Below are 16,271 nucleotides of genomic sequence, written 5' to 3' on the forward strand. Positions count from 1 at the left end.
GTTTTTTGTGAAAAAATTATTTAAATCAACAGCTGTAGCAGTTTTAGCAACGTTAATGATGGGTACTTCTGTGAATGCATTTGCACACAAAGTAGGTATTGTTGATATGCAGGAAATCTACAAGCAAATTCCTCAAATGGCTAAAATTGAACAGTCTTTACAAACTGAGTTTGCTGAACGTCGTCAAGAGCTTGAAAAGTTACAAGGCGATATTCGTTTTGAAGCTGAAAAATTTAAACGTGAAAGTACAACTATGAGCCAAGCTCAAAAAGATACTCTGCGTGAAAAAATTCAAGGCATGCAAAAAAATCTTGCTGAACAAGGTCGCCCTTTAGAGCAAGAGATTAAAGCGCGTCAAAACCAAGAGCTTGCTAAAGTTCAAGGTGTAATCATCAAAACAATTGAAGAGATTGCTAAAGACGGCGACTTCGACGAAGTTAAAGTAAAAGACACTACTATTTACTTTAACCCTAAAGAAGTGACTGATCTTTCATCTAAAGTTGTAGCCGCTGTTAGTAAGAAATAATCACTCTATGCAAAATTATACGCTTTCGCAAATTGCGGAACTTCTAGGCGCCGAACTTCAGGGTGATGGCGCTTTAGAAATAAAAAAAATAGCGACACTTGCAAATGCCCATTCTGGGCATATTGCATTTTTAGCGAACTCAAAATATCGATCGCAACTTGAAACTACTCAAGCTAGTGCTGTAATAGTAAGCCAAGCCGATGCAGAGTACTTTAGTGGCAGCAAAATTATTGTTGCTAATCCGTATGTAAGTTACGCAAAATTAGCGCAATTTATGGATACAACACCACGCTCAGCCTCGACTGGTATTCATCCAAGTGCAACTGTTCATTCAACAGCGATTGTTAGTGATAGCGCCGCTATTGGTGCTAACGCAGTCATTGAAGCTCATGCAGTGATAGGTGACAACGCGCAAATTGGTCCGAACAGTTTTATCGGGGAACGTGTTAAAATAGGTTCTGGCACTAAGCTTTGGCCTAGTGTGACTATTTATCACGATGTTGAAATTGGTTCAGATTGTTTGTTTCAAGCAAATAGTGTTGTAGGTAGTGATGGGTTTGGCTATGCAAATGAGCGAGGGCAGTGGGTTAAAATACCTCAGCTTGGTTCAGTTATCATAGGCAACAAAGTTGAAATTGGTGCAAGTACGACAATTGATCGTGGTGCACTGGACAATACCATCATTCATAGCAATGTTATTATCGATAATCAGTGTCAAATAGCGCACAACGTTGAAGTTAATTCAGGCACCGCAATAGCGGGCTGCACTGTACTTGCAGGAAGCGTTACCATTGGCAAGAACTGTCAAATTGGTGGCATGGCTGCAATTAATGGTCACATGTCTGTATGTGATGGTGTTATAATTACCGGCATGAGTATGGTGACAAAATCAATCACCGAACCAGGTATTTACTCATCTGGTATGCCCCATACAACAAACAAAGAATGGCGTAAATCAATAGCTCACTTGCGTAACCTTTCAGACATGAAATCTCGTCTTAAAGCGCTTGAAGCATTGGCTAAGTCATAACGTTGAACACTAATAAGGATGCTATTTTGGCAAACGAATTAAATAGCCTTGATATTCAAGAAATTTTAAGTTTATTACCGCACCGTTACCCGATGCTATTAATTGATCGTGTTATTGATTTTACACCTGGCAAGTCTTTACATGCTATTAAAAATGTTTCTATAAATGAACCAATTTTTACTGGGCACTTTCCAAATCAGCCAATTTTTCCTGGTGTGCTAATATTAGAATCAATGGCGCAAGCAACGGGTTTATTAGGTTTTAAAACAGTAGAAAACCGTAGCGAAAACGAATTATATTTGTTTGCTGCTGTTGATAACGCACGTTTTAAACAACCTGTAATTCCTGGTGATACAATGCATCTTCATGTTGAGTTTTTAAAAGAACGTCGCAACATTTGGAAGTTTGCTGCAGAAGCTAGAGTCGACGGCAAAATAGTGTGTAGTGCCGAAATTATGTGTGCGAGAAGAGAGTTTTAATAGTGATCCATTCTACAGCAATAATCGAACCTGGCGCTAAACTAGGCAACAATGTCTCAGTTGGTCCGTATAGTTATATTGGCAATGATGTTGTTATCGGTGATAACTGTATTATTGAGTCTCACGTTGTTGTTAAAGGGCCGTCAACTATTGGCTCTGGCAATCATATTTTTCAGTTTGCGTCTGTGGGCGAAGCCTGCCAAGACAAAAAATACAACAACGAGCCAACCACTTTAATCATGGGTGATAACAACGTTATCCGTGAATGTGCCACTATTCACCGTGGTACGATTCAAGACCAAGGTGTTACTAAAATTGGTAGTAATAATTTGTTTATGGCTTATACACACGTTGCACATGACGCGGTAATTGGCGATAACGTAATTTTTGCTAACAACGCAAGTGTGGCCGGCCATGTACATGTTGGTGACTGGGTTATCCTTGGTGGTAATTCGGGTGTTCATCAGTTTTGTAAAATTGGTGCACATGCCTTTATTGGTATGTATTCAGGTGTTAACAAAGATGTACCACCATTTGTTACTACCATTGGTATGCCAGCAGGCCCTGCAGCTATCAATAAAGAAGGCATGAAGCGTCGTGGTTTTGAAAGTGATGAAATTATGGCTGTACGCCGTGCATACAAAGCGTTTTATCGTAAAAGCTTAGGTGCAGACGAAGCGATTGAGTCGCTTAGTGAGGATGCCGCAAAGTATCCTGCTGTGAAATTGATGGTCGACTTTGTTAAAAGCTCAGAGCGCGGCATTGTAAGATAATTCGTGCGTTTTGCTCTAAGCATAAAAAAACCACCCTAGATGATAAATCGAAGGTGGTTTTTTATTGCCCACGGTTTAGACCTAATTCAGTTAATACTCAGCGAGCTCAAGTTAGTATGCATCTAATTTGTATAATAAAAGTCATCCTATGCGTTTACCTAAGTTAGTTGTCACTCTTTTTATTACTTCAGTTTTAGCCGCTTGTAGTAGCCAGCCTATTGTTAAATCATCTGCTGGAGAAATCACTCAAGTTGGGAAAGCATCTTTTTATGCTGATAAATACCACGGAAGAACAACCGCCAACGGAGAGCGCTTTAGCCAACAAGCCGCCACGGCAGCCCATTTAGAATTCGATTTTGGTACTACGGTGGTTGTTACCAATCTAGCTAATAACAAATCAGTCACGGTAAGAATTAACGATAGAGGCCCGTATGTGCGAGGTCGTATTATTGATTTATCAAAAAGTATGTTTAAAAAGATAGCCGACCCTAAGGTCGGCGTTATTGATGTATCAGTAAAGGTTTTAAAACCGGGTAGTTAGCGCAACATAACCAGGATAAGCCCCACTGAGCTCTTTATGAGAGCCTTGTGCGACTACTTTACCGCCTTCCAACCATACAACATTATCCATTTGAGCAAGTAGAGCGGGATCGTGCGTAATTGTGAGCACGCTCGCGTTATTCATAACATGCATTATTGCTTGCATTACCCCTTGCTTAGACTGATTATCAAGACCTTCTGTTGGTTCATCAAGAACTAAAATAGCAGGACTTTTAAGTAATGCTTGTGCAATAGCTATACGTCTAGACTGACCTTGTGACACATTACGCCCGCCAGTGCCTAATCGTGTTTTTAAACCTTCTTTTAGCTCATTAAACCACGGGCTTAATTGCGCTAATGAGAGCGCTTCAATCATTTGCTCTTTAGTTGCATTTGGCGCGGCATAACGTAAATTTTCACTCAGTGTGCCATCAAAAATATGGTGTTGCTGGGCTAATATATTTATCACACTTGCGCGTATATCATTATTTAATGAATGTAAGTCAACAACGCTATTTTGATTATTTAGCGTTATGCTGCCTTGTTGTAAAGGCCATAAACCAGTAAGTAGATTTACAAGCGTTGTTTTACCGCTTCCGCTTCTACCTACAATCGCTACTTTTTGCTGGGGCATTAACTCAAAACTGATATTAGTAAGCGCTGTTTGCTCACCATATTGGTAGCTGATATTGTTAAGTGCTAACGTGTGGTTTTGCGAGCTAAAGCTTTTATCAACGTCTACATGTGTATCTTTAACTTGTGAGCTAGCGGCTTTATCTTCAAGTGTAAACAATCGCTCTGCTGCTTTTAAAACACTTGGAAGCTCTATAAACGCGTTAGGTAGTAGCAATACGCTTTCAAAGCTTGCCAGTACAAACAGGCTTAACATAGCAAGTTCTACATTTACCATACTGCTTGCGTAAACCAGCGGGACAATGGTTACTATGCTAGCAAGCATCGCTAATTGAACAACCAATAAGCTTAACCCATCTGAGTTTGCTAGTGCTTTGTGGCGAATAAATAATTGCTGATTGTACTGCTCGCTTAATTCGTCGCACTTATTAAGCTGCTGCGAACGGGCTTGATAAATACTAAGCTCTCTAAGGCCTGTAAGTGTATCTGAAAGCTCAGAGCGAAGTTGTGCACTAAGTTGTGTTTCTTTGTGGCTGTTTTTAGTGAGCTTTGCGCTGAGTAGGGCAGGTATAACCACACCAATAAGTATAATGCCAATAAAGCAAATAAGGGCGACGTTGCCATTATAGGCCGACATAAACAGCATGATGATTGGCACACTTAAAAGAGCGACCAGCATAGGAAGCAAAACGTTTAAATAAAACTTGTCGAGTGCGTCTACATCGTTTTGTAATCGGTTAACTAGATCAGCGCTGCGGCTCATTGCTAAATCAACATTGTTAAGCTTACTTAACGTTGCAAAGACATTGGTACGTATTTCACTTAGTAATAAAAACGTGGCGTTATGAGTAACTAGGCGTTCGCCATAGCGCGATGCAGTTCGTACAATTGCTAAAAACCGAATCGTTCCTGCTGGAGTAAAGTAGTTCATTTGCACGCCCGCAATACCTGCAGCTGCCATTGATGCTAAAAACCAGCCAGAAATAGCCAACAAGCCCACATTAGCTAATACCGTAATCGTTGCTAAAAATGTACCCAATAGCATCGCTTTATAATGAGGAGCACAAAGCTTTAATAAGCGAATAAAATTATGCATGCGCAACCCCTTGTTTGGCCGTTTTTAATAAATCAGCAAATGCACCATTTTGCGCTGCAAGTGTTTCAAAGTGACCTTGCTCAGCTATTTTCCCATCGTGCATAACAATGATATTGCTGGCATGTTTAACGGTATTTAGTCGATGAGCAATGACTAATACTAAGTTGTTTTTAGCGTATTCATTAATAGCATCTTGAATAAGCAGCTCTGTTTGGCTATCAAGGTGCGCTGTAGGCTCATCAAGCACTAAAACTGGTGCTTGTTTTATGAATGCGCGAGCCAGTGCGATGCGTTGCTTTTGTCCGCCAGAAAGCCCTTCCCCTTGCTCACCTATCAGTGTGTTAAAACCATCGGGTAGGGTATTTATAAATTCAAGCACACCAGCTTGCTTTGCTGCATGTTCAAGCTCTTGCTGTGTGGCAGTTGGTTTGGCCAATTTAATGTTGGCAGCAATGGTGTCGTAAAACAGCGTCGCTTTTTGTGGTATCCATGCAATGTTATTTTGCAGGTAAGTAATATCGGTTGTGCTTAAACTCTGATCATTAATAGATAGGTGGTTTATCACCTCAGGGTGAAACCCTAATAAGCAATCAAACAACGTACTTTTACCTGAGCCACTACTGCCCACAACGGCAATTAAGCCTTTATTTGGCAGTGTTAAATTTATATTTTTAATCCCTTCGTTACTATCTGGGTATATAAAATTAAGGTCGGTAATACTTATGGAGTTAATTGTATTTAAAGTTAAATTGTTTTCAGGCGTGCTGGTAGTCACTGACGAATTTTCGTCATTTGGCAGTGGTGCATTTAAAATCGCAACCATATCGGCAGCGGCACTAATGCCTTGTAAGCGTGCATGGTAATGGCTACCTAGCTGGCGCAGTGGTAAATAAAATTCAGGCGCTAAAAGTAGCACCACAAAACCAGTAGCAAAATCAAGAGTGCCAAAAAACAGTCTAAAACCAATAATTACTGCGACTAATGCCACGCTAATGGTGGCTAAAAATTCAAGTGCAAATGATGATAAAAACGCGATTTTTAAAACATCGAGTGTAGCGTGTCTAAAATCATCTGAAATTTTAGCTATTTGTTTAAGCTCGGTACGTGTTGCATTAAATAGCTTGAGTTGAGTTAAACCTTGTACGCGGTCAAAAAAGTAATTGCCCAGTACAGCAAGTTGCTTCCAGCGTTTTTGGTTTAAAGCTTCGGCTTTTGAGCCTACCAAAATCATGAAAAAAGGAATGAGCGGGGCGGTTAATAAAAATATCAGCCCAGCTTTATAATCTGTCGGAAAAATAACAACCAATATTGCCAGCGGAATAAGCGCGCTGTAAGCAGCACCAGGTAGGTATTTAGCATAATAGTCGTGGAGTGCTTCTACGCCATTATGTAGGGTATTTAATGTAGCGCCTTGGCCGTGTTGTTCTATGTAGCTTGGCCCAAGTAAGCTGAGCTTATTTAGAAGTGTTTGGCGCATAGCCGATTTTATTTTAAGTGCAGCATATGCACTCAAGCGTTCGCTTAATGCTAAAAACACCGCGCGCAATAAAATAATGCCTGCTAAGGGCCATAATAAATGAGTAACTTGGGCTAAATTATTACCTTCAAACATAACGTTGTGAATAGTTTGCGCAAGTAAATAAGCACCTGCAATCATCAGTAATGCGTTAAAAGTACCCAGTGCAATGCTTAACTTTAACCACACTGCAGCGGGTTTACTTTGACGTTTTAAAAAAGCGCGCAGTGATTGCTGCTGCGCGCGATCTGGTCGGGGGTTAGTCGTCATCTTTTGTGTTGTTAGCATCGTTTAATAAATCGTGCATGGCTTGTTCATCATCAGCAATGCTGTTTTTATTTTGATGAAATTCGTACCACATTACATTTATTACACCTAAGGTACAGGCCAAAAGTACACCTAAAATCCAAGCGAAATACCACATAGTTTAGTCTCCTTAGTAGCTACCGTGAGTGTTGTTTTCAATTTCTTCAACCGTTACTCTGCGCCACATTTTTACATAACACCAGGTGGTGTAAGTTAAAATAAGTGGGACAAAAATACACACTGCAACAAACATTACATTGAGCGTTTTATGACTCGATACCGCATCCCAAATTGTTAAGCTAATATTTGGATTGTTGCTTGATGGCATAATAAATGGGAACAGTGAAACACCGGCCGTCATAATCACGCCAATTAACATTAAGCTTGTTGAAATAAGTCCAAGTGCTGGTTTGTTCAATTTAGAAAACAATAGCGCACTTAGTGCCATTACAAACGCTAAAATAGGAAAGGTCATAGTCCATGGGCGTTCACTGTAATTGCTAAGCCACGCGCCTTGGGCTGTTGTTACTACTTTAGCTAATGGATCTGCATGGCTTTGTGTATCAGGCATAGATACAATTTGGTAACCCGTTAAATTAGCAACCCAAAAACCAGCGCCTGCAAACAGTATAATAAACACAATCAGTGAATAACGACCATATTGCCCTGAGCGTTCTGCTACTGCATCAGCTGTACGAAGCTGTAACCACATACCAGCATGAGCAATTAGCATAGTGATACTCACTAAACCAGCAAGCAAACCAAACGGGTTAAGTAAACCAAAAAATGAACCTTGGTAGCTAACACGCATTAAGTTATCAATATTAAATGGTACGCCTAAAAATAAGTTACCAAAAGCAACACCAAAAACTAATGCTGGAATTGCGCTGCCTGCAAGCAGACCCCAGTCCCAGTTATTACGCCAGCGTTTTGAGTCTACTTTACTGCGGTAATCAAACCCTAGTGGTCTAAAAAATAGAGCAAATAGTACTAGCATCATGGCAAAGTAAAAGCCCGAAAATGCAGCTGCATAAACCATAGGCCACGCTGCAAATAACGCGCCACCTGCGGTAATAAACCATACTTGGTTACCATCCCAGTGTGGACCGATGGTATTAATTACCGTACGGCGCTCTGAATCTGTTTTACCAACTAGGCGAAGCAACATAGCAACGCCCATATCCATGCCATCGGTAATAGCAAAGCCAATAAGCAGCACGCCAATGATCAACCACCAAAGCATTTTTAATGTTTCATAATCAAAAATCATGATTGCTCTCCTTCAGTTTGATCAGTTTTATTTGGCAATTCAAAATGATATTTACCAGTATGTAGCGAGCTTGGTCCTTGCTTAACAAAGCGGATCATCAACCAACCTTCAACAATGGCTAAACCAGTATAGAAAACAATAAATCCAGTTAAGCTAATTAAAATATCGTTTACTGTTAGTGACGACGTGGCTAAAAAGGTCGGCAGTATTTCAGATATAGCCCAAGGTTGACGGCCATACTCAGCAACTATCCAGCCAAATTCAATAGCTATCCAAGGTAGTGGAATGCTCAATACGGCAGCCCATAACAACCAGCGTTTTTGCTCAATAACGCGATGTGCGTTGTAGTAAAATGCCAATATAAATACACCCAGCATGGCTACACCACAGGCAACCATAATCCTAAATGACCAAAACATAGGGCCTACTTTAGGGAAAGAGTCTTTAACCGCTTTTTGAATGTGCTCTTCGGTAGCATCTACAACATCAGGTGTGTAGCGCTTAAGTAGCAAGCCATAACCTAAATCATCTTTTAGGGTATTAAATTTGGCAATATTATCTGGCGTATCTTCACCGTTTCTGAGTTTTGTAAGGTATTCATAAGCAATCATACCGTTGCGAATACGTACTTCGTGTTGTTTTTCTAGGTCGTTAATACCCGTTACTTGCTCATCAAGTGAACGTGTAGCAATTAACCCAAGTGCGTAAGGTATTTTAACCGCAGCATGTGTTACTTGCTCTTCTGAATCAGGAAAACCAAATGCGGTAAACGCAGCCGGAGCCTCTTCTGTGTGCCATTCAGCTTCAATCGTGGCAAGTTTTACTTTTTGAACTTCACCTACTTCGTAGCCTGATTCGTCACCGAGTAAAATTACACATAAAATTGACGCCAAACCAAAGCCCGATGCGACCGAAAAAGAACGCTTAGCAAACGCTAAATCACGGCCTTTTAATATGTACCAACTACTTATGCCCAGTACAAACATAGATGCAGCTACATAACCTGCCGATACGGTATGAATAAACTTAACTTGTGCTACAGGATTAAACACAAGCTCAGCAAAGCTGGTCATTTCCATGCGCATGGTTTGATAGTTAAATTCAGCACCTACTGGGTTTTGCATCCAACCGTTGGCAATCAAAATCCACAGCGCCGACATGTTAGTACCAATGGCCATTAAAAAGGTTGCACCTAAATGTTGGCGTTTAGAGAGTCTGTCCCAGCCTAAAAAGAACATACCTACAAAGGTCGATTCTAAAAAGAATGCCATTAAACCTTCAATAGCCAGGGGAGCCCCAAAAACATCACCTACGTAATGGGAGTAATAAGACCAGTTAGTACCAAACTCAAATTCCATGGTAAGGCCTGTTGCCACACCAATTGCAAAGTTAATACCAAACAATTTTCCCCAAAACTTAGTCATATCACGATAAATTTCGCGACCGGTCATTACATAAACCGATTCCATAATAACTAAAATCCAGGTCATACCTATCGTTAGCGGTACGAATAAGAAATGAAAGAGAGCGGTAACAGCAAACTGTAATCGCGATAGATCCACAAAGGTTTCATCTATCATTATTGGCTCCTTGAGAGTGACGGATTAACAGGGCAACATTTAATTGGCAAAGTTAAGGTTTAATGAACTTTCAGTAATTACTGAAAGTTTGTAATAGTATTTACTTTTGTGCAATTTTTGTCAACATACATATTAGTAAAACTTAATATATATTTCCTATGCTACATCAGTATTAAAAACAAACAACATAAAGCCTTAACTTACGTGATAAAAAACCAGTTATTTAAAGCGTTTAACCAAACAGTAAAACACGGTAAACTAACAAGCATGAACGCCTGGTTTACTTGTGAAATAAAATCAAATGAATAAAGATAAAAAACAACTACGAATTGGTATTGTGGCAGGTGAACTGTCGGGCGATATTTTAGGTGAAGGTTTAATTAAAGCCCTTAAAAAACATTTTCCGGACGCTATTTTTGAAGGAATAGCAGGACCTAAAATGCAAGCGCAGGGCTGTAAAACACTTTACGACATGGATGAGCTTTCGGTAATGGGGCTTGTTGAGGTGCTAGGGCGTCTACCGCGTTTGCTTAAAATACGTAAACAACTCGTGCAGCATTTTGTAGATAACCCACCTGATGTATTTATTGGTATTGATGCACCCGATTTTAACTTACGCGTTGAAAAACCACTTAAAGATGCGGGTATTAAAACCGTGCAGTATGTAAGTCCGTCTGTTTGGGCGTGGCGCGAAAAGCGCATTCATACAATAAGTGCAGCCACTAACCTAGTGTTAGCATTATTACCATTTGAAAAAGAGTTTTACGATAAGCACCAAGTGCCATGTACATTTGTAGGTCATACCTTGGCTGACGACATAGCACTTGAGCACGACGATACTAAAGCACGTGAAGAACTCGGCTTAAGCCTTGATGACAAAGTACTGGCGCTGCTACCTGGTAGTCGAGGCTCTGAAGTTGGTTTGCTAAGCGAAACTTACATTAAAACAGCCGCAGAGCTGCAAGCTAAAAACCCCAATCTTAAAATTGTGGTGCCGTTGGTTAACGAAAAACGCAAAGCGCAGTTTACTGATATATTAAACGCTACCGCGCCAAACCTTAATGTTAACCTGCTTGATGGACAATCAAAATTAGCGATGCAAGCTGCTGATGCTATTTTATTAGCGTCGGGCACTGCAACACTTGAAGGTATGCTTTATAAAAAGCCAATGGTAGTGGGCTATAAAATAAAGCCTTTGAGCTATTGGATATTTAAAACTTTATTTACGTTTAATATTAAGTATTTTTCGTTGCCTAACTTATTAGCAGACGAAGAGCTAGTGCCTGAGTTTTTACAAAGTGAGTGTAATGTGGCTAATTTAACAAATGCGCTTACTCCTATGCTCAACACTGATAACAAAGAGCTAAAAGCACGCTTTTTAGCTATTCACGAAAAAATTAGATTAAATGCCAGCGAACAAGCAGCGAATGCTGTGGCGGAGTTAATAAATGCAAATTGATAGACCTAATGTATCCTTAATTGCCGGTGTAGATGAAGTAGGGCGCGGCCCGCTTGTTGGTGATGTAGTTACTGCCGCCGTCATTTTAGATCCGACTAAACCAATAGCTGGCTTAGCGGATTCTAAAAAATTAACAGATAAAAAACGCCAAGCGCTTGCGATTGAAATAAAAGAAAAAGCATTGTGTTATGCCTATGGGCGCTGCAATCCAACAGAAATTGATGAGTTAAATATTCTGCACGCGACTATGCTTGCCATGACCCGTGCAGTAGAGGCATTAAGTACGCAACCTGAATTTGTATTTATAGATGGTAATCGTTTGCCAAAACTCACTATGCCAGCGCAAGCTATTGTTAAAGGCGATAGCTTAGTGGCAGAAATTTCAGCGGCGTCTATTTTAGCTAAAGTAGCACGCGATGACGAAATGATTGAGCTTGATAAACGCCACCCTGAATATGGCTTTGCAGGGCACAAAGGGTATCCAACAAAAGCACATTTTGCAGCGCTTGAGCAGTACGGCGCGATTGATGAGCATCGTAAAAGCTTTAAACCTGTGCAGCGTGTATTGGCGCAAGCCAATGGTGAGGGTTAAGCATGGCTGCTCCTGATTTTGTTCATTTAAGAGTTCATTCAGATTTTTCGATGGTTGACGGCCTTGCTAAAACAAAGCCAATAGTTGCTAAAGCGCAAGAGCTGCAAATGCCCGCTATTGCGATTACCGATCAAATGAACTTTTGTGGCTTAGTGCGCTTTTATGGCGCAACACATAACGCCGGTATTAAGCCTATTGTGGGTGCTGACTTTTGGGTTCGTAGCCCAGAATTTCCTGACGAGCCAAGCCGCTTAACCATATTAGCCAAAGACAACGACGGCTATAAAAATATTACCTTATTAATATCTAAAGCGTATCAACGTGGGCATGTGTTTCATCGCCCAGTGATTGACCGAGAATGGCTGGTGGAGCATAAAACGGGCTTAATTATTCTCTCGGGTGCTAAAGACGGTGACTTAGGAAAGGCATTACTAAAAAATAACCCAAGTGTTATTGAATCGGTTGTTAGCTTTTACAAGCAGCATTTTAGCGACAACTACTACCTTGAGCTTGTTCGCACCAATCGACCGCTTGAAGAAGACTACTTACATATGGCGGCAGAGCTTGCTACAAAAGAGCAGTTACCTGTTGTAGCGACCAACGAAGTGGTGTTTTTAAAACCTGAAAACTTTGAAGCGCACGAAATTCGCGTTGCTATTTTTGACGGCTACACGCTTGACGATAAACGCAGGCCTAAACGATTCTCTGAAGAACAATACCTAAAAACATCAGAGCAAATGGCTGAGTTGTTTAGCGACATTCCAGAAGCCCTACAAAACACAGTAGAAATAGCTAAACGTTGTAATGTAACGGTTCAGCTAGGGACTTACTTTTTACCTGATTACCCAACTGGCTCACTTAAGATTGATGAGTTTTTAGTTAAAGTGTCAGAAGATGGTCTTGAAGAGCGACTGCAGTTTTTATTCCCCGACGAAGAAGAGCGAAAAGTAAAACGTGTTGAATACGATGAGCGACTTGATATAGAGCTTGGCGTAATTAACCAAATGGGATTCCCAGGTTACTTCTTAATCGTAATGGAGTTTATTCAGTGGAGTAAAGATAACAATATTCCGGTTGGGCCTGGTCGTGGTTCAGGTGCAGGTTCGTTAGTTGCGTACGCACTTAAAATTACCGATTTGGATCCGCTTGAGTTCGATTTACTTTTTGAGCGATTTTTGAATCCAGAACGTGTATCAATGCCCGATTTCGACGTCGATTTTTGTATGGATAGACGAGACGAAGTAATTGATCACGTGTCGGCTTTGTATGGGCGTAATGCGGTATCGCAAATTATTACCTTTGGCACTATGGCTGCAAAAGCGGTAATACGCGATGTAGGGCGAGTGCTTGGGCACCCTTACGGGTTTGTTGATCGTATTTCTAAAATGATCCCCGGCGATCCTGGGATGACACTTGCTAAAGCGTTTGATATAGAACCGCGCTTGCAAGAAGCCTACGATGGCGATAACGAAGTAAAAGATTTAATCGACATGTGTCGCATCCTAGAAGGGTGTACACGTAACGCCGGTAAACATGCGGGTGGCGTAGTAATATCGCCAACCACTATTACCGACTTTGCCGCGCTTTATTGCGATGACGAAGGTAAGTTTCCGGTAACGCAATTTGATAAAAACGACGTAGAAACTGCAGGCTTAGTTAAGTTCGATTTCTTGGGTTTACGTACACTGACTATATTGCAGTGGGCGGTCGAAATGACCAATGTGCGCATGGAGCGCCAAGGTAAAGACCTCGTTGATATAAATACCATCCCACTGGATGATAAAAAAAGTATTGAATTGCTACTTCGGGCTGAAACGACTGCTGTATTCCAGCTAGAGTCGCGCGGTATGAAAGACTTAGTACGCCGACTTAAGCCCGACTGCTTTGAAGATATGATTGCACTCGTGGCCTTGTTCCGACCAGGTCCGCTGCAATCAGGCATGGTAGATAACTTTATCGACCGAAAACTGGGCCGCGAAGAAATCTCATACCCAGATGCGCAGTATCAGCACGAAAGCTTAAAACCAATACTTGATCCAACGTACGGCATTATCTTGTATCAAGAACAAGTAATGCAAATTGCGCAAGTACTAGCAGGTTACACGCTAGGTGGCGCCGACATGCTGCGTCGTGCAATGGGTAAGAAAAAACCCGAAGAAATGGCTAAGCAGCGTTCAACGTTTGAAGATGGCGCAAGAAATAACGGCATTGACGGCGAACTCGCAATAAAAATCTTCGACTTGGTAGAAAAGTTCGCAGGTTACGGTTTTAATAAATCTCACTCGGCGGCGTATGCACTTGTTTCGTATCAAACGCTGTGGATGAAAACGCATCATCCTGCAGAGTTTATGGCTGCGGTAATGTCGGCTGATATGGATAACACCGACAAAATCGTTATTTTGGTGGATGAATGTGAAAACATGAAGCTCACCTTATTGCCGCCAGATGTGAATGCAGGTGAGTTTAAGTTTACAGTAAACTTGCAAGGCGAGATTGTTTACGGCATTGGCGCGATAAAAGGCGTAGGTGAAGCACCGGTTGATGCAATATTAGAAGCGCGTGCAAAAGGGGGCCCATTTAAAGATTTATTTGATTTTTGTGCCCGCGTTGATTTAAAACGCTTAAATAAACGCGTGACCGAAAAATTAATTTATTCAGGTGCACTCGATAATTTAGGGCCAGAAAAAACCCAAGCTGGCCGTGCTACATTACTCGCTAGTTTAAAAAGTGCAATGCGGGCAGCCGACCAACACAACAAAGCTGAGCTATTAGGGCAAAGTGATTTGTTTGGTTTATTAGCCACTGAGCCTGATGAGGTTGAACAAGCCTTTATTAAAGCCACAGGCCTAACTGATAACGAATGGTTAGATGGTGAAAAAGAAACCCTAGGCCTTTATTTAACTGGGCATCCGATAAATCAGTACCGCCGTGAGCTTAGGCATTATACCAGCGGGAAAATAGTTGATTTACAGCCAACGAACCGCGATGTATTTGCAACAGCCGCAGGTTTGGTGATTGCTTCTAGGGTATTAATTAACAAAAAAGGAAATCGTTGGGCCTTAGTAACTTTAGATGACAAGAGTGCACGGATTGATGTACGCTTGTATTCAGACGAGTTTGAAAAGTACCAAGATATGCTCCAAGTTAACAATATCTTGGTAATATCTGGACAGGTCAGCTTTGATAACTTCTCCGGTGGTATTACAATGACCGCCAGAGAAATAAACACCATTGCTCAAGCGCGTGAAAAGCGTATTAAAGCGATTAAAATGACGCTGAACATGGTGCAAGTCGAGGCAGGTTTCTTCGATAAATTACAAAAAGTACTCGAACCCTATAAAATGGGAACGTGTCCGATCAAGGTTTATTACCAACGTCCAGATGCGTTGGCGCAATTAACTCTTGGGATCGAATGGTGTGTTACGCCAAGTGACGACTTAATTCATAAGTTATCACTAATGGCTGCGCAAGATGTAGAACTAGAATTTAACTGATTAGGTAGTTTAGAGCATGAGCCTCAATTATCTTGATTTTGAGCTTCCAATTGCAGAATTAGAAGCAAAAATTGAAGAATTACAAAATATAAGCCGCGCTGGCGAATTAGACCTTGAGTTAGAAGAGGAAGTCAGCAAATTAAAAGAAAAAAGTGCCAAACAAAAACAGGAGATTTTTTCTAATTTAGGCGCTTGGCAAGTATCACAGTTAGCACGTCATCCGTTGCGTCCTTACACTCGAGATTATATCGAGCGCATTTTCACGGAATTTGACGAGTTTGCTGGCGATCGTACTTTTGCTAACGATCCGGCTATTTTAGGAGGCGTTGCGCGTTTAGATGGCGAACCAGTAATGGTTATTGGCCAACAAAAAGGCCGTGACACTGCTGAAAAAATTAAACGCAACTTTGGTATGCCAAAGCCAGAAGGTTACCGTAAAGCATTACGCTTAATGGAAATGGCTGAGCGTTTTAAAATGCCAATCATGACCTTTATCGACACGCCGGGTGCATACCCAGGTGTTGGCGCTGAAGAACGTGGTCAATCTGAAGCAATCGCGCGTAACTTAAAAGTAATGGCGACACTTAAAGTGCCGACAATATGTACGGTTATTGGCGAAGGCGGTTCAGGTGGTGCATTAGCGATTGGTGTGGGCGACAGAGTTAACATGTTGCAATACAGCACTTACTCTGTAATTTCGCCTGAAGGTTGTGCGTCTATTCTTTGGAAAAGCGCCGACAAAGCCCCACTTGCAGCAGAAGCAATGGGTGTAACCGCAGAGCGAGTTAAAGAACTAGATTTAATCAGTAACTTAATTGATGAACCTCTAGGTGGCGCGCACCGCAATTACGATGCTATGGCACGTAACTTAAAAGTTCGCCTTAAACGTGACTTAGCAGACCTACAAGCGCTAACGCTTGAAGAAATGCTTGATCAACGTTATAAACGTTTAATGTCGTTTGGTTATTGCTAAACAC

The 16,271-nt window shown here is 41.2% G+C and carries 14 protein-coding genes; 9 read left to right on the forward strand and 5 right to left on the reverse strand.

Annotated features, from left to right (window positions below):
* Positions 1–7 precede the first annotated feature (7 nt).
* The 5 genes from I6E82_RS03555 (at position 8) to I6E82_RS03575 (ending at position 3,349) form a co-directional block, all read left to right on the forward strand.
* A complete protein-coding gene (locus tag I6E82_RS03555) occupies positions 8–526 on the forward strand; it encodes an OmpH family outer membrane protein (protein ID WP_007580993.1) in 519 nt (172 codons plus the stop codon).
* A 7-nt stretch (positions 527–533) separates the two neighbouring features.
* Positions 534–1,556 carry a UDP-3-O-(3-hydroxymyristoyl)glucosamine N-acyltransferase gene (gene lpxD, locus I6E82_RS03560; RefSeq protein ID WP_197116715.1) on the forward strand — a complete coding sequence of 341 codons (1,023 nt, stop codon included), beginning with the start codon at positions 534–536 and terminating at the stop codon, positions 1,554–1,556.
* Between the two features lie 26 nt (positions 1,557–1,582).
* Positions 1,583–2,035, forward strand: a complete 453-nt coding sequence (fabZ, locus tag I6E82_RS03565; protein ID WP_007580997.1) for a 3-hydroxyacyl-ACP dehydratase FabZ — start codon at positions 1,583–1,585, stop codon at positions 2,033–2,035.
* A 2-nt stretch (positions 2,036–2,037) separates the two neighbouring features.
* Complete coding sequence (lpxA, locus tag I6E82_RS03570) at positions 2,038–2,808, forward strand: acyl-ACP--UDP-N-acetylglucosamine O-acyltransferase (protein WP_039484358.1); 771 nt, start codon at positions 2,038–2,040, stop codon at positions 2,806–2,808.
* 148 nt (positions 2,809–2,956) lie between these two features.
* Complete coding sequence (locus I6E82_RS03575; RefSeq protein WP_010553743.1) at positions 2,957–3,349, forward strand: septal ring lytic transglycosylase RlpA family protein; 393 nt, start codon at positions 2,957–2,959, stop codon at positions 3,347–3,349.
* On the opposite strand, the gene cydC is transcribed toward I6E82_RS03575, so the two are convergent.
* Genes cydC through I6E82_RS03600 form a run of 5 tightly spaced genes read right to left on the reverse strand, consistent with a single transcriptional unit; the run spans position 3,332 to position 9,749 of the window.
* On the reverse strand, positions 3,332–5,077 hold the full coding sequence (cydC, locus tag I6E82_RS03580; RefSeq protein ID WP_197116717.1) for a thiol reductant ABC exporter subunit CydC: 1,746 nt from the start codon (positions 5,075–5,077) through the stop codon (positions 3,332–3,334). The two genes, I6E82_RS03575 and cydC, sit on opposite strands and share 18 nt — an antisense overlap.
* The gene (gene cydD / locus I6E82_RS03585; RefSeq protein ID WP_197116719.1) at positions 5,070–6,863 is read right to left on the reverse strand and encodes a thiol reductant ABC exporter subunit CydD; all 1,794 of its coding nucleotides are present in this window, start codon (positions 6,861–6,863) and stop codon (positions 5,070–5,072) included. The genes cydC and cydD overlap by 8 nt, the downstream gene beginning before the upstream one ends.
* Positions 6,853–7,017 (reverse strand): cytochrome bd-I oxidase subunit CydX, encoded by a 165-nt coding sequence (cydX, locus tag I6E82_RS03590; RefSeq protein WP_002958303.1) that lies wholly within the window; start codon positions 7,015–7,017, stop codon positions 6,853–6,855. Before cydX ends, cydD begins: the two co-directional genes overlap by 11 nt.
* 12 nt (positions 7,018–7,029) lie before the next feature.
* Positions 7,030–8,169, reverse strand: a complete 1,140-nt coding sequence (gene cydB, locus I6E82_RS03595; RefSeq protein WP_024590729.1) for a cytochrome d ubiquinol oxidase subunit II — start codon at positions 8,167–8,169, stop codon at positions 7,030–7,032.
* Entirely contained in the window at positions 8,166–9,749 is a 1,584-nt protein-coding gene (locus I6E82_RS03600) for a cytochrome ubiquinol oxidase subunit I (RefSeq protein ID WP_007581009.1), read from the reverse strand. The genes cydB and I6E82_RS03600 overlap by 4 nt, the downstream gene beginning before the upstream one ends.
* A 301-nt stretch (positions 9,750–10,050) precedes the next feature.
* Here I6E82_RS03600 and lpxB point away from each other — a divergent pair, with 301 nt between their 5' ends.
* From lpxB to accA, 4 genes are read left to right on the forward strand one after another with little or no spacing between them, the layout of a single operon-like run.
* A complete protein-coding gene (gene lpxB, locus I6E82_RS03605) occupies positions 10,051–11,208 on the forward strand; it encodes a lipid-A-disaccharide synthase (RefSeq protein WP_197116721.1) in 1,158 nt (385 codons plus the stop codon).
* Positions 11,198–11,800 carry a ribonuclease HII gene (gene rnhB / locus I6E82_RS03610; protein WP_010553737.1) on the forward strand — a complete coding sequence of 201 codons (603 nt, stop codon included), beginning with the start codon at positions 11,198–11,200 and terminating at the stop codon, positions 11,798–11,800. Before lpxB ends, rnhB begins: the two co-directional genes overlap by 11 nt.
* A 2-nt stretch (positions 11,801–11,802) precedes the next feature.
* Positions 11,803–15,294, forward strand: coding sequence for a DNA polymerase III subunit alpha (dnaE, locus tag I6E82_RS03615; RefSeq protein ID WP_197116723.1), 3,492 nt, complete (start codon positions 11,803–11,805; stop codon positions 15,292–15,294).
* A gap of 16 nt (positions 15,295–15,310) precedes the next feature.
* On the forward strand, positions 15,311–16,267 hold the full coding sequence (accA, locus tag I6E82_RS03620; RefSeq protein ID WP_007581016.1) for an acetyl-CoA carboxylase carboxyl transferase subunit alpha: 957 nt from the start codon (positions 15,311–15,313) through the stop codon (positions 16,265–16,267).
* The last annotated feature ends 4 nt before the right edge of the window (positions 16,268–16,271 follow it).

The sequence above is a fragment of the Pseudoalteromonas sp. NZS11 genome, assembly GCF_015864765.1.
Classification (GTDB): domain Bacteria; phylum Pseudomonadota; class Gammaproteobacteria; order Enterobacterales; family Alteromonadaceae; genus Pseudoalteromonas; species Pseudoalteromonas arctica.

What these genes read in the sequence shown, in the direction of transcription:
- cydD (WP_197116719.1), bottom strand. Translation starts at nt 6,863, where the DNA reads ATGACGACTAACCCCCGACCAGATCGCGCGCAGCAGCAATCACTGCGC.
- cydB (WP_024590729.1), bottom strand. Translation starts at nt 8,169, where the DNA reads ATGATTTTTGATTATGAAACATTAAAAATGCTTTGGTGGTTGATCATT.
- dnaE (WP_197116723.1), top strand. Translation starts at nt 11,803, where the DNA reads ATGGCTGCTCCTGATTTTGTTCATTTAAGAGTTCATTCAGATTTTTCG.
- cydC (WP_197116717.1), bottom strand. Translation starts at nt 5,077, where the DNA reads ATGCATAATTTTATTCGCTTATTAAAGCTTTGTGCTCCTCATTATAAA.
- cydX (WP_002958303.1), bottom strand. Translation starts at nt 7,017, where the DNA reads ATGTGGTATTTCGCTTGGATTTTAGGTGTACTTTTGGCCTGTACCTTA.
- rnhB (WP_010553737.1), top strand. Translation starts at nt 11,198, where the DNA reads ATGCAAATTGATAGACCTAATGTATCCTTAATTGCCGGTGTAGATGAA.
- lpxD (WP_197116715.1), top strand. Translation starts at nt 534, where the DNA reads ATGCAAAATTATACGCTTTCGCAAATTGCGGAACTTCTAGGCGCCGAA.
- I6E82_RS03600 (WP_007581009.1), bottom strand. Translation starts at nt 9,749, where the DNA reads ATGATAGATGAAACCTTTGTGGATCTATCGCGATTACAGTTTGCTGTT.
- lpxB (WP_197116721.1), top strand. Translation starts at nt 10,051, where the DNA reads ATGAATAAAGATAAAAAACAACTACGAATTGGTATTGTGGCAGGTGAA.
- I6E82_RS03575 (WP_010553743.1), top strand. Translation starts at nt 2,957, where the DNA reads ATGCGTTTACCTAAGTTAGTTGTCACTCTTTTTATTACTTCAGTTTTA.
- accA (WP_007581016.1), top strand. Translation starts at nt 15,311, where the DNA reads ATGAGCCTCAATTATCTTGATTTTGAGCTTCCAATTGCAGAATTAGAA.